The sequence below is a fragment of the Ramlibacter sp. genome (assembly GCF_035655895.1).
Taxonomy (GTDB): Bacteria; Pseudomonadota; Gammaproteobacteria; order Burkholderiales; family Burkholderiaceae_C; genus Ramlibacter.
The window spans coordinates 444,163-461,371 of the sequence record NZ_DASRTN010000006.1 but is presented as its reverse complement, the minus strand read 5'-3'; the positions used below and the strand labels follow the sequence as shown (position 1 = coordinate 461,371).

General features: G+C 72.0%; 15 protein-coding genes. 7 read left to right on the top strand and 8 right to left on the bottom strand.

Annotation, left to right across the window (positions count from 1 at the left end):
* Nucleotides 1-6 precede the first annotated feature (6 nt).
* A complete protein-coding gene (locus VFE82_RS05300; RefSeq protein ID WP_324999199.1) occupies nucleotides 7-2,142 on the bottom strand; it encodes a family 1 glycosylhydrolase in 2,136 nt (711 codons plus the stop codon).
* 172 nt (nucleotides 2,143-2,314) lie between these two features.
* Between VFE82_RS05300 and VFE82_RS05295 the strand changes: the two genes are divergently transcribed.
* The 3 genes from VFE82_RS05295 (at nucleotide 2,315) to VFE82_RS05285 (ending at nucleotide 4,983) form a co-directional block, all read left to right on the top strand.
* Nucleotides 2,315-2,518, top strand: a complete 204-nt coding sequence (locus VFE82_RS05295; RefSeq protein ID WP_324999198.1) for a hypothetical protein — start codon at nucleotides 2,315-2,317, stop codon at nucleotides 2,516-2,518.
* A gap of 62 nt (nucleotides 2,519-2,580) precedes the next feature.
* Nucleotides 2,581-4,269, top strand: coding sequence for a cytochrome c oxidase subunit I (gene ctaD, locus VFE82_RS05290; RefSeq protein WP_324999197.1), 1,689 nt, complete (start codon nucleotides 2,581-2,583; stop codon nucleotides 4,267-4,269).
* 9 nt (nucleotides 4,270-4,278) lie between these two features.
* The gene (locus tag VFE82_RS05285) at nucleotides 4,279-4,983 is read left to right on the top strand and encodes a succinate dehydrogenase iron-sulfur subunit (protein WP_324999196.1); all 705 of its coding nucleotides are present in this window, start codon (nucleotides 4,279-4,281) and stop codon (nucleotides 4,981-4,983) included.
* A gap of 90 nt (nucleotides 4,984-5,073) precedes the next feature.
* Here VFE82_RS05285 and VFE82_RS05280 read toward each other — a convergent pair whose 3' ends face one another.
* From VFE82_RS05280 to VFE82_RS05250, 7 genes are all read right to left on the bottom strand, one after another.
* The gene (locus tag VFE82_RS05280) at nucleotides 5,074-6,522 is read right to left on the bottom strand and encodes an iron-containing redox enzyme family protein (RefSeq protein WP_324999195.1); all 1,449 of its coding nucleotides are present in this window, start codon (nucleotides 6,520-6,522) and stop codon (nucleotides 5,074-5,076) included.
* A 93-nt stretch (nucleotides 6,523-6,615) separates the two neighbouring features.
* Nucleotides 6,616-7,959, bottom strand: a complete 1,344-nt coding sequence (locus VFE82_RS05275; protein ID WP_324999194.1) for a phosphoribosylamine--glycine ligase — start codon at nucleotides 7,957-7,959, stop codon at nucleotides 6,616-6,618.
* Nucleotides 7,956-8,927: a methyltransferase gene (locus VFE82_RS05270; RefSeq protein ID WP_324999193.1), complete on the bottom strand. Its 972-nt coding sequence runs from the start codon at nucleotides 8,925-8,927 to the stop codon at nucleotides 7,956-7,958. The genes VFE82_RS05275 and VFE82_RS05270 overlap by 4 nt, the downstream gene beginning before the upstream one ends.
* Before the next feature lie 348 nt (nucleotides 8,928-9,275).
* On the bottom strand, nucleotides 9,276-10,793 hold the full coding sequence (locus tag VFE82_RS05265) for a BLUF domain-containing protein (RefSeq protein WP_324999192.1): 1,518 nt from the start codon (nucleotides 10,791-10,793) through the stop codon (nucleotides 9,276-9,278).
* A 38-nt stretch (nucleotides 10,794-10,831) separates the two neighbouring features.
* Entirely contained in the window at nucleotides 10,832-11,191 is a 360-nt protein-coding gene (locus VFE82_RS05260; RefSeq protein ID WP_324999191.1) for a hypothetical protein, read from the bottom strand.
* 50 nt (nucleotides 11,192-11,241) lie between these two features.
* The gene (locus VFE82_RS05255; RefSeq protein ID WP_324999190.1) at nucleotides 11,242-11,616 is read right to left on the bottom strand and encodes a hypothetical protein; all 375 of its coding nucleotides are present in this window, start codon (nucleotides 11,614-11,616) and stop codon (nucleotides 11,242-11,244) included.
* 322 nt (nucleotides 11,617-11,938) lie between these two features.
* Nucleotides 11,939-13,180, bottom strand: coding sequence for an MFS transporter (locus tag VFE82_RS05250; RefSeq protein WP_324999189.1), 1,242 nt, complete (start codon nucleotides 13,178-13,180; stop codon nucleotides 11,939-11,941).
* Between the two features lie 611 nt (nucleotides 13,181-13,791).
* On the opposite strand from VFE82_RS05250, the gene VFE82_RS05245 reads away from it, so the two are divergent.
* From VFE82_RS05245 to VFE82_RS05230, 4 genes are all read left to right on the top strand, one after another.
* Complete coding sequence (locus tag VFE82_RS05245; RefSeq protein ID WP_324999188.1) at nucleotides 13,792-14,253, top strand: hypothetical protein; 462 nt, start codon at nucleotides 13,792-13,794, stop codon at nucleotides 14,251-14,253.
* 410 nt (nucleotides 14,254-14,663) lie between these two features.
* Nucleotides 14,664-15,317: an RBBP9/YdeN family alpha/beta hydrolase gene (locus VFE82_RS05240; RefSeq protein WP_324999187.1), complete on the top strand. Its 654-nt coding sequence runs from the start codon at nucleotides 14,664-14,666 to the stop codon at nucleotides 15,315-15,317.
* Nucleotides 15,318-15,327: 10 nt separating this feature from the next.
* A complete protein-coding gene (locus tag VFE82_RS05235) occupies nucleotides 15,328-16,203 on the top strand; it encodes a TauD/TfdA family dioxygenase (protein ID WP_324999186.1) in 876 nt (291 codons plus the stop codon).
* Nucleotides 16,204-16,211: 8 nt separating this feature from the next.
* Complete coding sequence (locus tag VFE82_RS05230; RefSeq protein WP_324999185.1) at nucleotides 16,212-17,207, top strand: ABC transporter substrate-binding protein; 996 nt, start codon at nucleotides 16,212-16,214, stop codon at nucleotides 17,205-17,207.
* The last annotated feature ends 2 nt before the right edge of the window (nucleotides 17,208-17,209 follow it).

Genomic DNA, 17,209 nt, shown 5'->3' with positions numbered 1-17,209 from the left:
CGGCCGTCAGCGGTTGGCGCCGGCATCCTCCAGCCGGGCGTCGTCCTGGCGCCGTTCCACGCCCTGCTCGCCTTCGCGCCGCGCCAGCCGCGCCTCCCGCACGAAACGCTCCAGCGTGGTCTCGGACGGCGGCAGGTGCGAGACCGCCCCGGGCGCGGGGAACGGCGGCGCCGTCTGCGCGACCGCATCGGGGCCGTCCACGCGCTGCGGATCGCACTCGGCCACGACCGCCATGCGCCGCGCCCACTCCGCTTCCGACCAGCCCTCGGCAGGGAAGAAGTTGAAGCCGCCGCTCGCGCCATCGAGCAGCAGGTCCAGCACGCCGTCCAGGAGGTCGGGGCCGTACACCGCATGCCAGTGCGCGGCGCCGTCCGCAGCCACGGGACCGCGCCCCGACTCCAGTGCCTCCAGCAGGCGCACGGCGCGGGCCGACGGATCCCAGGGCAGGTACACCGGGCCGGTGCGCGCCACCAGTACGCCCGGCAAGGAGAGCCCCTCGGCCGCCAGGCCCGGGCCGTAGGCCGAGGTGAACAGCGCGCAAGGCACGCCCGCGTCGGCACACTGCCTGGCCACGGACGTGCGCGTGCCGTGCGGGCAGCCGACCCGGCGCCGCCGCGGCCCGGCGAGGCCCTCGCGGTCGCGCGCATCGAGCACCGCCCAGGGCCGCGCACGCGCGAGCGCTGCGCCCAGGTCGTCGCCGCACCGCACGTACGGCAGCCCGCGAACCTCGCAGGCCCGCACCGCCAGGTGCGTGAGCGGCCCGTCGTCGCCGACCAGCAGCAGCGGCGTCTCGCCGGGCTCGTCCAGCGTGCGCTCGTAGCACGGGCCGGGCGCCGGCGGTGCATCCAGGAACCGGCTCTCGCGGTGCCACCAGCCGGGGATGTCCAGCGCCGGTGCGTCCGGCTTGCGACCCGCTGCCAGGTCGCGCAGCACCGGCGCCATCAGCGTGGGACGGGGCTGGCCGCCGCGCACGTCGAACACGCCGGGCTCGTAGTGCCCGATGAAGCGGGTGACCATCCGGTTCCAGTCGTACGACCCCAGCAGCGACCAGGCCGTCACGGCCCGCAGGTCCATGCCTTCCTCGCGCAGGCGCTCGGCGCCGCGCCAGACCTCGACGAACCAGCGCACCTGCTCCTCACGCGTGGCGCCGTTGTGGCACTCGGTCACCGCCAGCGGCAGGCGGTAGCGCTCCCACGCCTGGCGCAGCAGGTTGGGCAGGCCGACCACGCCGCTGCGCAGGTTGCGGATCGCGTCCACGTCGACGAGTGGCAGGTCCTCGATCTTGCCCACCTTGCGGTCGGCAATGGAGCGGTGCGGATACCGCTCGACGCGGTGGTCCATCAGGCGCTCGCTGGACAGGTAGTGGTTCACGCCCACGATGTCCGGCGGGCAGGGATCGTCGGCAATGGCGCGCAGGCGGTCCTCCAGGCCGAAGCCGCAAAGGCGCGCCCAGAGCGCATGGCCCGGCACCACCTTGCCGCACAGGAGGTCCCAGCCCATCCAGCGCCGCTCGTTCTGGAAGTCGGCATCGGCCTGCAGTGGCGGGGTGGCGTGGCAGTAGCCCAGGTCGTCGGTCTGCACCAGCCGGGCGGCGGGGTTGACCTTGCGGACCTCGCGCATCGCCAGCCGGGTGGCGTCGATCTCGTTGAGCAGCGCCAGCCAGAACTTCCCTTCGTCCTGGGTGTGCGGATACCAGAAGCCGTAGAGCGCCGAGAAGCGCGCGGTGGTGAGCGGCTCGTTCACGGGGGTCCAGTCCCGCACCCAGGGGTAGCGCTGCGCGACGGCCGCCGCATGGTCGGCCAGGCCGGTGGCGAAGCTGGCGTCCAGCAGGCTCGTGTAGTGCGGTCCGCTTCCGTGGTGGCACAGCGTCAGGATCGGGTTGACGCCCAGCCGCGCCAGCTCGGGCAGGCGCTCGTCGGTCCACCGGAAGTCGCGCTGCTGCGGATGCTGCGGGGCAATGCGCTCCCACAGGGCCGGATAGCGCAGCGAGCGCATCCCCAGGCCGGCGAACAGCGCCAGGTCCTCGATGCGGTGCTCGTGCCCGCTGCGCGGGGTCTGGTCGAACCAGGCATCGCCGACGCGGTTGACGGTGCACTCGTAGCCGCCCCAGAGCTCGAGAGACGAGGTCCGGTCGGAGGGCATGGACGGGGTGTGATGCGGGTAGCTTGGCATGCCGCCGATGCTCGCCGCGCGCAAGCTCGGCGGTTTGTAGGAGCCTCTTGTCGATTCGCTGCGAGGAAACGGCCGCATCGGCTGCCGGCCAGGCGGCCGGCATGCGCCTTGCCATCGCGGCCGGACGTTCCAGCAGCACGCCATGCGCCCGATCCGCCTGCCCGTCCCGCCCCGCCCGCCCACGCCGCGCATGCTGTGCGCGGTCGCCGCCGCCTGCCTGCTGCTTGCGCTGCTGGTGCTGGCCGGCGTGGGACTGGGGCCGTGGTGGTATGCGCTGATCGTGCCGGTGTGCGTGGTGTGCCTGCTGCCGCTCGCGCCATGCGTGCTGCTGGCCCTGCGGCGCTGAGGGCGCGGTCGCGCTGGTGGCACGTGCCTTGCCGCCCGCCCCCATTCCCCGAGGAGGCCGCCATGAGCGCCGTGATCGAGCACCCCGCCGCTGCCCCCGACAGCGGCCATCACCACGATGCCCCGCCGGGATGGCGCCGCTGGGTCTACGCCACCAACCACAAGGACATCGGAACGCTTTACCTGCTGTTCTCGTTCACGATGTTCCTGGTGGGCGGCGTGCTCGCGCTGCTGATCCGCGCCGAGCTGTTCCAGCCCGGCCTGCAGCTGGTGAACCCGGAGCTGTTCAACCAGTTCGTCACCATGCACGGGCTGATCATGGTGTTCGGCGCCATCATGCCGGCCTTCGTCGGCTTCGCGAACTGGATGATCCCGCTGCAGATCGGCGCCAGCGACATGGCATTCGCGCGGTTGAACAACTTCAGCTTCTGGCTGCTCGTGCCCGCCGCGCTGATCCTGGTGGGCTCGTTCTTCATGCCCGGCGGCGCGCCCGCCACCGGCTGGACCCTGTACCAGCCGCTGACGCTGCAGATGGGCCCGTCGATGGACGCCGGCATCTTCGCGATGCACATCATGGGCGCCAGCTCGATCATGGGCTCGATCAACATCATCGTCACGGTGCTCAACATGCGCGCGCCCGGCATGACGCTGATGAAGATGCCGATGTTCTGCTGGACCTGGCTGGTCACGGCGTACCTGCTGATCGCCGTGATGCCCGTGCTGGCCGGCGCGATCACCATGACGCTGACCGACCGGCACTTCGGCACCACCTTCTTCAACGCGGCCGGCGGCGGCGACCCGGTGCTGTACCAGCACATCTTCTGGTTCTTCGGCCACCCCGAGGTCTACATCATGATCCTGCCGGCCTTCGGCATCATCAGCCAGGTCGTGCCCGCGTTCTCGCGCAAGCAGCTGTTCGGCTACACGTCCATGGTGTATGCGGTCGCGGCCATCGCGGTGCTGTCGTTCATCGTGTGGGCGCACCACATGTTCACCACCGGCATGCCGGTGACCGGGCAGCTGTTCTTCATGTACACCACGATGCTCATCGCGGTGCCGACGTCGGTGAAGATCTTCAACTGGATCGCGACCATGTGGCGCGGCTCGCTCACGATGGAGACGCCGATGCTGTTCGCCGTCGGCTTCATCTTCGTCTTCACGATCGGCGGCTTCACCGGGCTGATCCTGGCGGTGGCCCCGATCGACCTGGTGCTGCAGGACACCTACTACGTGGTGGCCCACTTCCACTACGTGCTGGTGGCCGGCTCGCTGTTCGCCATGTTCGCCGGCTTCTACTACTGGTCGCCCAAGTGGACGGGCGTGCTGTACAGCGAGCGGCGCGGCCAGATCCACTTCTGGTGGTCGCTCGTCAGCTTCAACCTGGCGTTCTTCACGATGCACTTCCTCGGCCTGGCCGGGATGCCGCGGCGGTACGCGGACTACGCGGCCCAGTTCGCCGACTTCAACGCGGTCTCGACCATCGGTGCCTTCGGCTTCGGCCTGGCCCAGGTCTACTTCCTCCTGGCCGTCGTGCTGCCGGTGATGCGTGGGCACGGCGAGCCGGCGCCGCAGCGGCCCTGGAACGACCCCGACGGCCGCGGAGCCGAAGGCCTGGAATGGGAGGTTCCCTCCCCGGCGCCGCACCACACGTTCGAGGTGCCGCCACGCCTGGACCCGCAGACCTTGCGGGTGCTCGGCACCGGCCGGGACGTCAATCCGAACGATGACCGCGGCATGCCCGTGCCGCACTGAGGAACGCACATGGAAACCCGAACCTTCCAGATCTACCGCTACGACCCGGACCGCGACGCGCGTCCCGCGCTGCGAACGGTGCACGCGCGGCTGGAGGGCAACGAGCGCATGCTGCTGGATGCGCTGATGAAGCTCAAGGCCGACGACCCGACCCTCTCGTTCCGCCGCTCCTGCCGCGAAGGCGTGTGCGGCTCCGACGCGATGAACATCAACGGCAAGAACGGCCTGGCCTGCCTGACCAACATGCGAACGCTGCAGGACCCGATCGTGCTGAAGCCCCTGCCGGGCCTGCCCGTGGTCCGCGACCTGATCGTGGACATGACCGACTTCTTCAAGCAGTACCACTCGATCAAGCCCTGGGTGCAAGACGAGCGGGTGCCGCCCGATCGGGAACGGCTGCAGAACCTGGAGGAGCGCGAGGAGCTCAACGGTCTGTACGAATGCATCCTGTGCGCCTGCTGCTCCTCCAGCTGCCCGAGCTTCTGGTGGAACCCCGACAAGTTCGTCGGTCCGGCCGGACTGCTGTGGGCGTACCGCTTCATCGCCGACAGCCGCGACCAGGCAACCAGCGAGCGGCTGGACAACCTGGAAGACCCGTACCGGCTGTTCCGCTGCCGCACCATCATGAACTGCGCCGACGTCTGTCCCAAGGGCCTGAGCCCGGTCACCGCCATCGGCAAGATCCGCGACATGCTGGTGCGCCGCTCGATCTGAAGCGATGGCGGAGGTCGGGACGCGCGACCGGCGGGTGATGGCGACCGGGCCCCGACCCGGCCGACCGCGGCGTGCGACGCGAGCGCCGCGCTAGCGCGTGCCGGCCTGCCAGAACAGGCGCGTGGCTTCCAGCCCGGCCGGCGTCCAGTGCTGTGCCGGCGACATCGCCTCGACCAGCACGGCCTGCCGCTCCTCGTCGCCTGCGCCCTCCAGGCGCTGCCGCAGCAGGGCGAGATCCGGATCCAGGTCGTCCGCCGTCTCGCCGACGCTGGCCACCAGGCCGTTGCGGACCGCGGCGCGGAACGTGGGCCGGCGCCGGGCGGGGCCGGCCGGGGCGACCTCGGTGAAGGGCCGGCCGTCGGTGCTGGCGTCGCCGCGGATCCAGTCGTGGATCACCTGCAGTTCGTAGCTGGAGAACACGCCGAACATCTCCGCCCGCTCGCCCTGCAGCAGGTTCCAGAACCGGCTTTGCTCGGCCGGCTGCCCGCGCCGGATCCAGCCGGCGCCCTCCAGCGCCGCCAGGAAGCCGGGCAGGTCGTCCGCCGACGAGAGCCAGTCGTTCACGCTGCGCCCGGCAACCCGGCAGTAGTCCGAGTGCGCGCCGCTGCCGGCCCGGGCCTTGTGCCGCAGGATGCGCACCACCTCCTGGTCGATGTCGAAGCCCTCGATCACCGCCGTCGTGCCCAGGCCGACGTTGCCCAGCTGGCTGCCCAGCCGCAGCCGCCGCCAGAACTCGCCGCCGTCGTCCAGGCGCGGCAGCATGTCCAGGGCGGCCTGGCACGCCCGCCGTGCGTGCCCGGTGTCGGGGTTGTCGACCGTGACGTGCAGCGTGAAGTAGTACGGATCGAGCCCCAGTTCGTTCAGTTCGTAGGCCGTGATCAGCAGGTGCAGCGGGAGCTGTTCGTACCCGAGGTTGAAACCCACGACCTCGGGCAGGAAGCGTTCTGCGTTCCAGCCCAGCGCCAGCTGGATCAGCCCCTGGCGGTACAGCGCGTCGTCCAGGCCGTCCAGCGGGTCGAGCGCATAGCGGGCCAGCAGGCTGCGGTACAGCACCACGTGGTTCTTGTCGATGGCACCTTCGCCGAGTTCCTCGACGTAGGTGCGCACCAGGTCCGACAGGCGCGGATTGCGCCAGTGGGCCATCAGGCCGTACAGCCACGCGCCGTCGACCAGCTTGGTCGGGGCGATCGAGCGCAGCACGAACAGCGCATGGGCCCGGTTGGAGAAGTAGCGCCGGGGCGCGCCGCTGCGGCGCTCCGCGAGGTAGGCCGCGTAGCGCGTGTGCACCGACTGGGTCTCGCTCTCCATCCACTCGAGCAGGTGGGCCGGCGACTCGGGCAGCTCGGCCGCGGCGGGGTCGAGCGCGGCAATCTCGGCCTCCAGGAACGCGGCCGCTTCCGCGCGCGTGGCCGCGTCCGGCGTGGCGACGTCCAGCCGCCGGTAGAGGGCCGCGAAGGGCCCGGTGTCCGTGGCGCACAGCTGGGCCTTGGGCGCCGTCCTGGCTTCGAGCTGCTGCCATTCCTGGCGTCCGATGTGCATGGTGTCGCGCTTCTTGTGGTGTTGTGGCGACTGTGCTCCCCGTGCTGCGCGGCTGTTATCGGGAACGGCCGCGCACTGCCGTCGGCCGTGCGCCTACGCCATTGCAGGATGCAGGTGCATGCGCAGCGACAGCGGGCTGTCGTACCAGCCCAGGCTCTGCAGGCGCACCAGGTCGCCGCGCGCCACCCGCTCGCCGATGTCGCGTCGGTAGCGCAGGTTCGGCACGACCACGCCGCGGGCGATCCTCAGCGCCTCGGCGTTGGCGCTCTCGACCGTGGCGCCGACACCCGTGGCCACGCCCACGTAGCCGGTCGCACCGCTCGTCACCAGCTGGCCGTCCAGCCGGGCCACCTCGGCGAAGTGCAGGTGCTCGCGGTCCGATGCCCCGAGGCTGTCGCGCAGGCAGATCGGGGCGCCCTTGGACAGCGCCTCGTAGCCGTGGCGGTACGGGAAGGGCGGAACGCTCAGCACGATGCCGCAGGCGAAGTCCCGGCGCGTGGCGATCGCCAGGCCATCGCGCCGCAGCATGCGCCGGAAGATCGCTTCCCACGGCTCCTCGTGCAGGGCCTCGCAGATGGCAAAGCCCGGATAGCCGAAGCGGCTGGTGAACTCCAGCGGCCACAGGCCGTCGGCGTTGGCGATCAGGTTGACGTTGATGTAGCCCACGTAGCCGCCCTCGCGCAGCAGCGGCGCCACCGGGGCCAGTGCCGCTTCGAACAGCCGCGTGGCACCCCGGTAGCTGACGATCGTGCCCATCTCGCCCGTGAGCTCGCCCAGCTCGCCCGGGAAGAAGCGCTTGTGCTCGAAGTCGATGCAGGCCGGCTGCAGGAACTCGCGGCCGTTGAAGTACGCGCCGACGCCCACCTCGACGCCCTCGACGTGCTGCATCAGCACGAAGTCGACGGCTTCGCCCGCGGCCGCGCGCGCGGCGTAGAGCGACAGCAGCGCGAGCACATCGCAGCCATCCTCCATCTCCGAGACGAAGTTGCGCGTGCGGGCACCGTCGGCCCCGTTGAACTTCAGCACGTAGCGGCCCGGATGTTCGCGCAGGAAGCGCGTGGCCGCGGCGTAGTCGGTGAACCGGTGGCTGGCGGCCGTCTTCAGGCCGGCGTCGCGCAGCACCTGCTGGCCGAACTCGCGATCGGCCTCCAGGCGGTCGCCCAGCGCGCTGCCGCCGATCACCTGGAAGCCCTCGCGGCGCAGCCGGTCCTGCAGTTCACCGCGGGTGGCCGATTCGAACAGCACCAGCCCGTCCTCGCCCGCCTCGCGCACCCAGCCGAGTTCGCGTTCCCAGTCGTCGCAGAAGTCGAGCATCCCGGCGAAGACGTCCGCGCAGGCGGGGTCGGCGACGAACACGCGCACCGCGTGGCCCCGGCGCACGAAGCCGTGGTACATCGCCGCGAGATCGTTGGTCTCGCCGATCCCCAGGATCCTCATGGCCCGGGTCGTTGCACCACCAGGGCGACCGCGGCGATCCGCTCCGCGCGCGCGTAGGCCGGCTCGTCCAGCTCCTCGCCGAACACGTCGGGATCGAGTTCCCGGTAGTGCCAGGGCCACCCGCGCGCCTGCAGCAGCGGCGCCAGGCCTTCCGCCAGGGGATCACGCCCGTCCACGATGGCCGCGCCGGTGTAGAGCACCAGCCGGCCGCCGGGCGCGAGCCGGTCGATGCCGTCGGCCGCGATCCGCTCGGACAGGCCCTCGCCCCAGTCGCCACCGCCGTGGCGGTAGGTCCGCTGGGCCGCATCGTTGAGGTACGGCGGGTTGGACACGATGAGGTCGAAGGTGCCGTCGACCGCGGAGAACAGGTCGCTGTGCACGAGCGCCACGTCCTCGATGCCGGCCAGCGCGGCGTTGGCCGCTGCGAACCGCAGCGCGCGCGGATTGATGTCGGCCAGCACGAGCCGGGTGCCGCCCTCGCGCGACTGCCGGGCCGCCAGCAGCCCACCGGGGCCGCCGCCACACCCCAGGTCGAGGACGCGTGCGGCCGGCCGCAGCGGCTGGCGCTCCAGCTCGGCGCGGATCAGGTCGGCGAAGCGGCAGGTGTCCGGGCCGAAGAAGACGGCGTCCTCGTCCGTGGTGGGATAGGCCGAATGCGCGAACAGCTGGCCGCCCAGCGACGAGAAGCGCACGCGGCTGCGTTGCAGCCCGTCCCGGCTGCTGTCCAGGAGGCCGCCGCGGCGCAACGCGGCCATCGCCGCGTCCGGCAACAGCCCGTCGGGGAACGGCCGGCTCCAGCCGAACACGTCGCGCAGGTCGCGCGCCGGCCGCCCGGGGTCGCGCGCCAGCACGCGGGCATGGGTCGCCGGGGTGGCGGTGGTGAAGTGGTAGCCCGTCTGCCGCAGCCAGCGGCCGAGCACCAGCAGCGCGTCGGTCAGGGCCAGCTCGGCGGGAGCGGGTGCGTTCATCGGGCGCCGGGGTCGCGGGGCGCCTTGTCGCTCGCGCGGCGGCGCGGTGTGGCGGGGCCAGGCTCCGCCGGGCTCCTGGCGCGGCGCTCGTTCCACCCGCCGGTGGCCGGCCAGGGGTCACCGGCCGATTCCGGACGGGTCTTGCGGCTGCGCGTGCGCAGCGTGAACAGGGGGCCGAAGCTCATGGGTCGAGCCGGTCTCGCGAGCCGGCGAGGTGCATCTTGCGCACAAGATGCCAAAGCCGAGGCGGGGCTGCTGTAGGCGCGGTGCTCGACGTCCCGGCGGCAGGCGCCTGCACCGCCGGCGCAGCCCGGCGCCCACTGCCAGCAGCGGCCGCGACGGGCCGACTCAGCTCCAGCCGGCCGCTTCCAGCTCGTCCAGGCAGGCGCGCAGCTGCAGGCGCAGCCAGGGCTCGTTGCAGTAGCCCTCCTGGGTGGCCAGGAAAACCAGGGCCGCGGCACCCTCGTGCCGGTGCAGCAGCGACAGCCTGTTCTGCCAGCGGACCAGCAGATCGGCGGCCCCCTCCGGCACCGGCGCCGCGCACCAGGTTTCGAACTCGCCGGCGAGGGCGCGGGCGTTGCCGGATGCGCGCGGGTGGAAGGCCAGCGGTGCATGGCGCTCCAGGCACCACAGCCCGGCGGCGGCGACCCCTTCGAGGGTGAGCAGGTGCTGCACCCAGGCCACCGACTGTCGCGCCGGATGCTGCTGCGGCGCCGGGTCGGGCGCGGTGGGCGCCGTTGCCGGCAACGCCATCGCCGTTCGCGCGGTCGCGGGCGCCGGCGCTGTCCCGGTCGGCCGCGTCGCCGCGGTCGCTCCTGCAGCGGACGTCACGTCCCCGCCGACCTGGCCGGCGCCGGGCGCGGTGCGGCCCGCAGCAGCCACCACAGCCGGTGCCGCAGCCGGCGGGGGCTGCGATGTCGAGCGCCGCTCCAGGCGGTGGCCGATCTCCGACCAGACCGCGGCGCTGTCGGCCAGCGGCACGGGCACCAGGCTGGCCGCGCGCCCCGCGCCGTCGAACAGCGCCTGCAGGGCGGGGGCGAAAGGCGCCGCCGCCCGGCCGAGCAGCCCGAGCAGCGGGACCTCGCGGTGGGTGGCCTCGCCCAGTTGCCGCAGCACGCTGCCGGCGAAGTCGAGCACGGCCTGTTCCGTGGTGCCGCTGAAGAACAGCGTGGCCACGGTCAGCGGCCGGATGCTGCCCTGCATCCACGCAGCGGCCTGCAGGCCGGGCGAATGGTGGATGAGCGTGAGCGGGCCGAACTCCGGGTCGACGTGGTCCAGATGCTCGATGAACGCTTCGCGCTCGAGCCCCTGCGGCCCGAGCAGGCGGGTGCGGTGGGCGGCGGTCCGCCACCTGGCTTCCAGGTGCGACAGCAGGCCGGCCGGCCAGACACCCGTCTGGCCGAAGAGCCCGATGGTCTGGGCGGTGCTGCCGGCGGCCGGTTCGGCCAGCAGCCGCAGGATGGCGGCGGGAACGCCGGCAGGCCCTTCGGCGGGCAACGGCCCGGCGCGCAGGCGCTGCACCAGGGCCTGGCTGCCGGTGTCCGCCTCGGCCTCGGCACGCGACAGCACGGTGGTCGACCCGGCGCCCAGCAAGGCGGGCGTCGCCCCGGCCCAGAGCAGCTGGACGTTCCGGCGCAGCGGATCGGCCCGGATCGCGTCCAGGGCCTGCCGGATGCCGGCCTGTTCGCCTTCGAGCCACTCGACCAGGAAGCCCGATCCGCAGGCAAGCAGCCCGCGCACGCCGCACTGGCGGTTCCGCTCGGCCGAGGCGGCCTGCAGCGCCAGGAGCGATGCCCTCAGGGCCTCGGGATCGCGCCCGAGCACCTCCTGCGCCACGTCGCAGACGTAGACGGCCGACGATGGCATGGCGGTCTGGGTGTGGTGGTGGACGCGGTGCGCGTCGCTCAGAACATCATGTCCTTGTCCACGTCCTGCGTCTTGCGGCGGGCCATGGCCAGGTTGGAGCGCTGCTTGTCCAGCACGTAGTAGATGAACACGCCTTCCTTGCGAACCGACGGACGGATGATGTGGTACTGCTTGCCCAGGGTGATGAGGATGTCCTCGATCACGTCCTGCAGCCCGAGCGCGCGCATCGTCTTGAGCTTGGAGCGCACCACCTCGGTGTTGCCTGCGGCCGCGACTTCCAGGTCGACGCCCGAGCCGATCGATCCCAGCATCATGCCGCTGGAGCTGTCGACCACGGCGGCGCACAGGGCGCCGTCGATGGTCATGAGGTCTTCGAGAGTCTGCTTGATGGTTGCCATGCGGCGAGTCCTTGGTGGTGTTCAGTTGTCGTGACCGGCGGTCCGGGCACTCAGGTTGCGCGGACGGCTGCATGCAGCCGCCCCACGCCTTCCTTCCAGCGCGTCCAGTCCACCTTGTCGGGCTCGGCCGAGATGGTGACCAGCAGCAATTGCTTGGGACAGGCGACGGTCGTGATCCGGCCGCACGAATGGATCAGCACCTGCACGGTGAGGTCGCCCAGCCGCGCGAAGAGATGGTGGTGGCGCAGGGTCAGGCGCCAGTAGTCGGTGGCCGCTTCGGCCATGGGCACCGTGTCATCGCCGCCGGCGCTGCACCAGGGCAGGCCGCCTTCCATCTCGACCAGTGCGCAGCCGACGATGCCCGCCAGCGAGGCCATGGCCTCGATCTCCCGCTTCAATGCCTCGCCGCTCATGCCGAACTTCATCCATTCCGTTGTTCCGGGGCCGACTGCCGGACCTGGTGCGCCGCCCGGTGCCCGTCATCCGGGCCGCGCGCTCGACCCAGGCACGTTGCCCGCAGCGCCCGCAAGGCGCCACCGGGGCATTGCGCGGGCTCGGGGTGCGCGCGGCAGCCGCCTTGTGCGCCGCACCGCAAGTGCCGCGCGTCAGTAACGCCATGTTACAGGAGAAAACTGCCCAGATCAAGAACTGATCGAGTCGGTAACACTCTTGATGAGCTCGTTTTCAGGGGTTCCGGTGATGGCACCGGCGTCCAGTCCACCGCGCCTGCGGCGGCTGGCGGGGCGGTTACCCGGCCAGAACGGTGCGGCGGCCGGCGCGCAGCGCGACGCCGAACACGGCCAGGCCGGCCAGGGCCAGCAGGGCGCCCACCCAGCCGGTCGAGGTCCAGCCCAGGCCGGCGCTGATGGCCACCCCGCCGAGCCAGGCGCCCAGCGCGTTGGCCGCGTTGAAGGCCGAGTGGTTCAACGCCGCGGCGAGCGTCTGCGCTTCGCCGGCCACATCCATCAGCCGGATCTGCAGCGCAGGCCCGAGGGCCACGACGGTGCCGAGCAGGAAGGTGGCGGCCGCGGCGGTCGGCACGTGCCGCGCCGCGAACACGAAGCTGGCGAGCACCAGGGCCGACCAGAGCAGCACGCCGCCGACGGTCCCCATCACCGAGCGGTCCGCCAGGCGCGAGCCGACCAGGTTGCCGGCCACCATGCCGCCGCCGAACAGCGCGAGCACCAGCGGCACCTGCGCGAGCGGGAGGCCGGCGACCTCGGTCAGGGTCGGCTTGATGTAGCTGAAGACGGCGAACATGCCGCCGAAGCCGATCGCGCCGGTGGCCAGCGTGAGCCACACGTGCTGGTTGCGCAGCGCCTGCAGTTCGCGCCAGGGGCCGGCGCCCGGCGCCGCCGGCATCGCCGGCACGCCCCGGCGCACCAGCACCACCGCCAGCGCCGCGATGGCGCCGACGAAGACGAACGCCGCGCGCCAGCCGAAGTGCTGGCCCAGGCTGGAGGCGATGGGCACCCCGACGAGGGTCGCGCCCGTCAGGCCCAGCATCACCAGGCCGACCGCGCGGGCACGCCGGTTCGGCGGCGCGAGCGAGGCAGCCACGAGCGCGGCCACGCCGAAGTACGTGCCATGCGGCAGTCCGCTGATGAAGCGCAGCAGGTTGAGCGAGACATAGCCCGGCGCGAGCGCCGAACCGATGTTCGCCACGGCATAGGCCACCATGAGCGCGATGAGCAGCGTGCGCCGTCCCAGCCCGGCCGCCAGCACCGCGAGGGCCGGCGCGCCCACCACCACGCCCAGCGCATAGGCGCTGATGACGTGTCCTGCCTGCGGGATGCTGACGCCGACGTCGCGCGCCACCTCCGGCAGCAACCCCATGATCACGAACTCGCCGGTGCCGATCGAGAAGCCTCCCACGCCGAGGGCGAGCACGGCACGCAGCAGACGGGCATCGTCGGAGGTGGAGGGAACGAGCGGAGCGGCGCCGGCCTGTGCAGGGCCTTGCTCCGGCTGGAGCCGGGGAGAGGTCATCGGAGAGAGGATCGTGGTGCGCCGCCGAACGCGGCCGGAATCCGGAGCAGGCCCGGGGCGGGCGACCTTACCACCGGGGCCGCGGCCCTGCGCGCCATGGGGGCTCCGGTGCGCGGAAGGCATTTGCAGATGCCGATATGCACATGACCACTCGGTCGTTCCCCTGCGCGCTGCCGGCACCCAGAATCGGCGACGAACGATCCCGGCGCCTGCCGGCGGCTCGCCGGCCCCGCGTGGAGCGCCGGACACCTGCCGGGGTGGCCGGCGCGAGGCACGCCGGCACTGTTCGCGGCGGTGTCGCCTCGACGCCGTCCGCCTGCCCGGATCGCCGCGAAAGGACATGCCATGGCTGCCACACCCACACCCACACCCATACCCACGCCGAGACCCAGGCCCACACCCACGGCGCACCGACGCCAGGTCGAGCGATTGCTGTCGCTGACGGCCCGGCACTGGTCGCTGTCCCTTCCCGCCTCCGCGGCGGGCCTGTGCCCGGATCCCGCCTTGCAGCCGCGCGCCGGTCGGGCCTGGTCGACGCCCTGCGAAGGCCACGACCACGACCAGCCTCGCGCCAGCGCCCGTCGGGCCACGCCGCTGCCGGAGCACTGCGCATGACGGCGCTGGTGCACTTCGACCGGCGCGGCCGCTGGGGCGAGACGCTGGTGTGCGACGACCGCGTGCGTCAGCAGCTGCAGCGGCTGGGCGTCGCGCTCGGCCGCGGCGCCCCAGCGGCGGAACGATCCGCCCCGCACGAGCCGGCGCGCCACCTTCCGCCGGCCAGACTGCCGGCCCAGGGCGAGCACCTGCACCACGTCGTGGAAGGCACGGCGGTCTTCTACCTCGGGCTGGACACCGGCTGGCTGGGCCTGCTGTGCGAGGCGGGCGAGTGGGTGATGGTGCCCGCCAGCCTGCCCCTGGGCATCGACAGGGGCGCGCAGGCACCCGGCGGCGTGGTCCATGTCGGCAGCGGTGCCACCGGCACGCCAGCGGGTCTGCTCCTGCCCGCCGCCCTGCCCGCGCACGACGACTTCGTGGCGCACCTGCTGGAGCTGCTGGGCGAGGAACAGGCCTGAACAACAGGCCCGGGGCACGGGCCGGCGGGACAGGCTGGCACGCGTGCCCGTGCAACACGCCCGGCGCCACGGGCTGCGGAAAAGAACCCCGCCGGTGGACACCGGCGGGGTGAAGTGCCCCGAGGGGCAAGGAGACAACCGTGTCGACGCCGACCCCGCGCAGTGGGTCGGTGCGCCGCCATCCGCGCGCCGCATCGACGCGCGGACGCGAGCGCGTGCCAGGCGAGAGCTGCATTGTCGGCAGGCACGGGAGGCGACGGAACGAACGGATGGCGATGTCGTTCCAACCAGTCGTTGGCTGGACCCTTCGGACGATCCGGTTCTGAGCTTCTGCACCATGAGCTCATGCCCATATGTTTGCGAAAAGATGTTCGTTGGGAATCGATGGGGCGCTGCGCAGAATCGCGCCGATGCACAGCCAGGCCACATCCCACGCGACGGACGCTTCGCACCACCGGCCCGCCGATTTCGACGGCGGCACGGCATGGCCGGCCGGGTCGGCGCAGGGCCCCGGGGCGCTGCCGCTGATCGTGCCGGGCTGGCGCGATTCCGGCGCCGGCCACTGGCAGACGCTGTGGGCCGAGCAGCTGCCCGGGGCGCTGCGGGTCGTGCAGGACGACTGGGTCCATCCCACGCGCGCCGCCTGGGTGGGGACGATCGCCCGCTACGTCATGGAAGCGCCGCAGCCGGTGGTGATCGTCGCCCACAGCCTGGGCTGCATCGCGGCGGTGCACCTGCCGCCGGAGGCGGCGCGACGGGTGCGGGCGGCCCTGCTCGTGGCGCCGGCCGACCCCGAGCGACGCGCGCTGCTCAACGACTTCGCCCCCGTGCCGCACGAACGGCTGCCCTACCGCAGCATCGTGGTGGCGAGCACCAACGACCCCTACTGCCCCTCCCGGCTCGCCGGCGCCTATGCGCGCGCCTGGGGCAGCGAGTTCGTGCGGCTGCCCGGGGCAGGCCACATCAACGTGGAGTCCGGCCACGGCGAATGGACGCTGGGCTTCGCGCTCCTGCAGTCGCTGCTGGCGCGCCCCAGCCACTCACCCTTCCACATCGCCATCTGAGGACGACGCCATGAGCCTGGTCGAGACCACCGCGCAGCGGCTGAGGATCCGCCCGCTGCACCACACCCTGGGGGCCGAGGTCCTGGGCCTGGACCTGGGCGAGCCCCTGGCGCCGCAGGACTTCGAGGAGATCCGCCGCGCCCACCTGCAGCACCACGTGCTGGTGTTCCGCGAGCAGCGCATCACCCCCGCACAGCAGGTGGCGTTCAGCCGCCGCTTCGGCCCGCTGCAGATCCACGTGCTGAAGGACTTCCAGCTGCCCGGCCATCCGGAAGTCCTGGTGGTCTCCAACATCAAGGAGAACGGACGCCCGATCGGACTGGGGGACGCCGGCCACTTCTGGCACTCCGACCTGTCGTACAAGGAAAAGCCCAGCCTCGGCTCCCTGCTCCTTGCCCAGGAGCTGCCCGCCGAAGGCGGCGACACCCTGTTCGCGAACCAGCACGCCGCCTACACCGCGCTGCCCGTGGCGCTGAAGAACCGCCTCGAGGGCCTCTCGGCCGAGCACACCTACCTGGCGCGCTACGAGGAACTGCGCGCGCGCAGCCCCTGGCGGCCCCGGCTGACGCAGGCGCAGATCGACGAGGTGCGGCCGGTGGTCCATCCGGTGGTGCGCACGCATCCCGAGACCGGTCGCAAGGCGCTGTTCGTCAGCGAGCACTTCACGACGCGCATCGTCGGCCTGCCCGCCGACGAGAGCCGCGCCCTGCTCGACGAGCTGTTCGCGCACAGCACGCGCGCCGAGTTCGTCTACCGCCACCAGTGGCAGCCGCACGACATGGTGTTCTGGGACAACCGCTCGGTGCTGCACCTGGCGGCGGGCACGCCCGACCACCTGCGCCGCAGGCTCCACCGCACCACGATCGAAGGCGACGTGCCTTTCTGAACAGGACCATGACCATCACCACACGCCTCCTCGCCGCCGCCCTCGCGCTCGGCCTTGCCGCCGCGGCCCATGCCGAAGGCAGGATCAGCATCGCCCAGCAGTTCGGCATCGGCTACCTGCTGCTGGACGTGGTCCAGGACCAGAAGCTGATCGAGAAGCACGGCAAGGCGCAGGGCCTGGACGTGCAGGTCGAGTGGAGCCAGATCTCCGGCGCGACCGCCATGAACGAGGCCCTGCTGGCCGGCTCGCTCGACGTGGTCTCGGCGGGCGTGCCGCCGATGCTGACCCTGTGGGACCGCACCCGCGGCCGGCAGAACGTGAAGGCGATCGCGTCGCTGGGGTCGCTGCCCAACTACCTGCTCACCAACAACCCGAAGGTGAGGACGCTCCAGGACCTGGGCGAGAAGGACCGCATCGCCGTGCCGGCCGCCGGCACCGGGTTCCAGTCGCGCACGCTGCAGATCGAGACGGCCCGCCTGTTCGGCCGCGACGACTACAAGCGCTTCGACACGATCTCGGTCAGCCTGCCGCATCCGGAAGCGACGGCGGCGCTGCTGGCCGGCGGCTCGGAGATCACCACGCACTTCTCCAGCGCGCCGTTCTACTACCAGGCGCTGGAGAACCGCAACGTGCGCAAGATCCTCAGCTCCTACGACGTCCTGGGCGGGCCGGCCACCTTCAACGTCCTGTACACGACGCAGAAGTTCCACGACGAGAACCCGAAGACGTACAAGGCCTTCTACGCGGCGCTGCTGGAGGCCGCGCAGATCGTCAAGGCCGACAAGGCCCGCGCAGCGGACATCTTCATCCGCGTGCAGAAGTCCAGGCTGCCGCGCGACTTCGTCCGCCGCATCGTCGAGGACCCGGAGAACGACTTCACCGCCTCGCCCTACCGCACCCAGGTCTACGCCGAGGAGCTGCACAAGCTGGGCGTCCTGAAGAACCGGGCCGCCTCCTGGAAGGACTACTTCTTCGAGGAAGCGCATGCCCAGCCGGGCAGCTGAGG

Coding starts and splice junctions, on each gene's coding strand:
- VFE82_RS05265 (WP_324999192.1), bottom strand. CDS start 10,793: ATGCCATCGTCGGCCGTCTACGTCTGCGACGTGGCGCAGGAGGTGCTC.
- VFE82_RS05240 (WP_324999187.1), top strand. CDS start 14,664: ATGCACAGCCAGGCCACATCCCACGCGACGGACGCTTCGCACCACCGG.
- VFE82_RS05300 (WP_324999199.1), bottom strand. CDS start 2,142: ATGCCCTCCGACCGGACCTCGTCTCTCGAGCTCTGGGGCGGCTACGAG.
- VFE82_RS05250 (WP_324999189.1), bottom strand. CDS start 13,180: ATGACCTCTCCCCGGCTCCAGCCGGAGCAAGGCCCTGCACAGGCCGGC.
- VFE82_RS05295 (WP_324999198.1), top strand. CDS start 2,315: ATGCGCCCGATCCGCCTGCCCGTCCCGCCCCGCCCGCCCACGCCGCGC.
- VFE82_RS05270 (WP_324999193.1), bottom strand. CDS start 8,927: ATGAACGCACCCGCTCCCGCCGAGCTGGCCCTGACCGACGCGCTGCTG.
- VFE82_RS05260 (WP_324999191.1), bottom strand. CDS start 11,191: ATGGCAACCATCAAGCAGACTCTCGAAGACCTCATGACCATCGACGGC.
- VFE82_RS05230 (WP_324999185.1), top strand. CDS start 16,212: ATGACCATCACCACACGCCTCCTCGCCGCCGCCCTCGCGCTCGGCCTT.
- VFE82_RS05235 (WP_324999186.1), top strand. CDS start 15,328: ATGAGCCTGGTCGAGACCACCGCGCAGCGGCTGAGGATCCGCCCGCTG.
- VFE82_RS05280 (WP_324999195.1), bottom strand. CDS start 6,522: ATGCACATCGGACGCCAGGAATGGCAGCAGCTCGAAGCCAGGACGGCG.
- VFE82_RS05275 (WP_324999194.1), bottom strand. CDS start 7,959: ATGAGGATCCTGGGGATCGGCGAGACCAACGATCTCGCGGCGATGTAC.
- ctaD (WP_324999197.1), top strand. CDS start 2,581: ATGAGCGCCGTGATCGAGCACCCCGCCGCTGCCCCCGACAGCGGCCAT.
- VFE82_RS05245 (WP_324999188.1), top strand. CDS start 13,792: ATGACGGCGCTGGTGCACTTCGACCGGCGCGGCCGCTGGGGCGAGACG.
- VFE82_RS05255 (WP_324999190.1), bottom strand. CDS start 11,616: ATGAAGTTCGGCATGAGCGGCGAGGCATTGAAGCGGGAGATCGAGGCC.
- VFE82_RS05285 (WP_324999196.1), top strand. CDS start 4,279: ATGGAAACCCGAACCTTCCAGATCTACCGCTACGACCCGGACCGCGAC.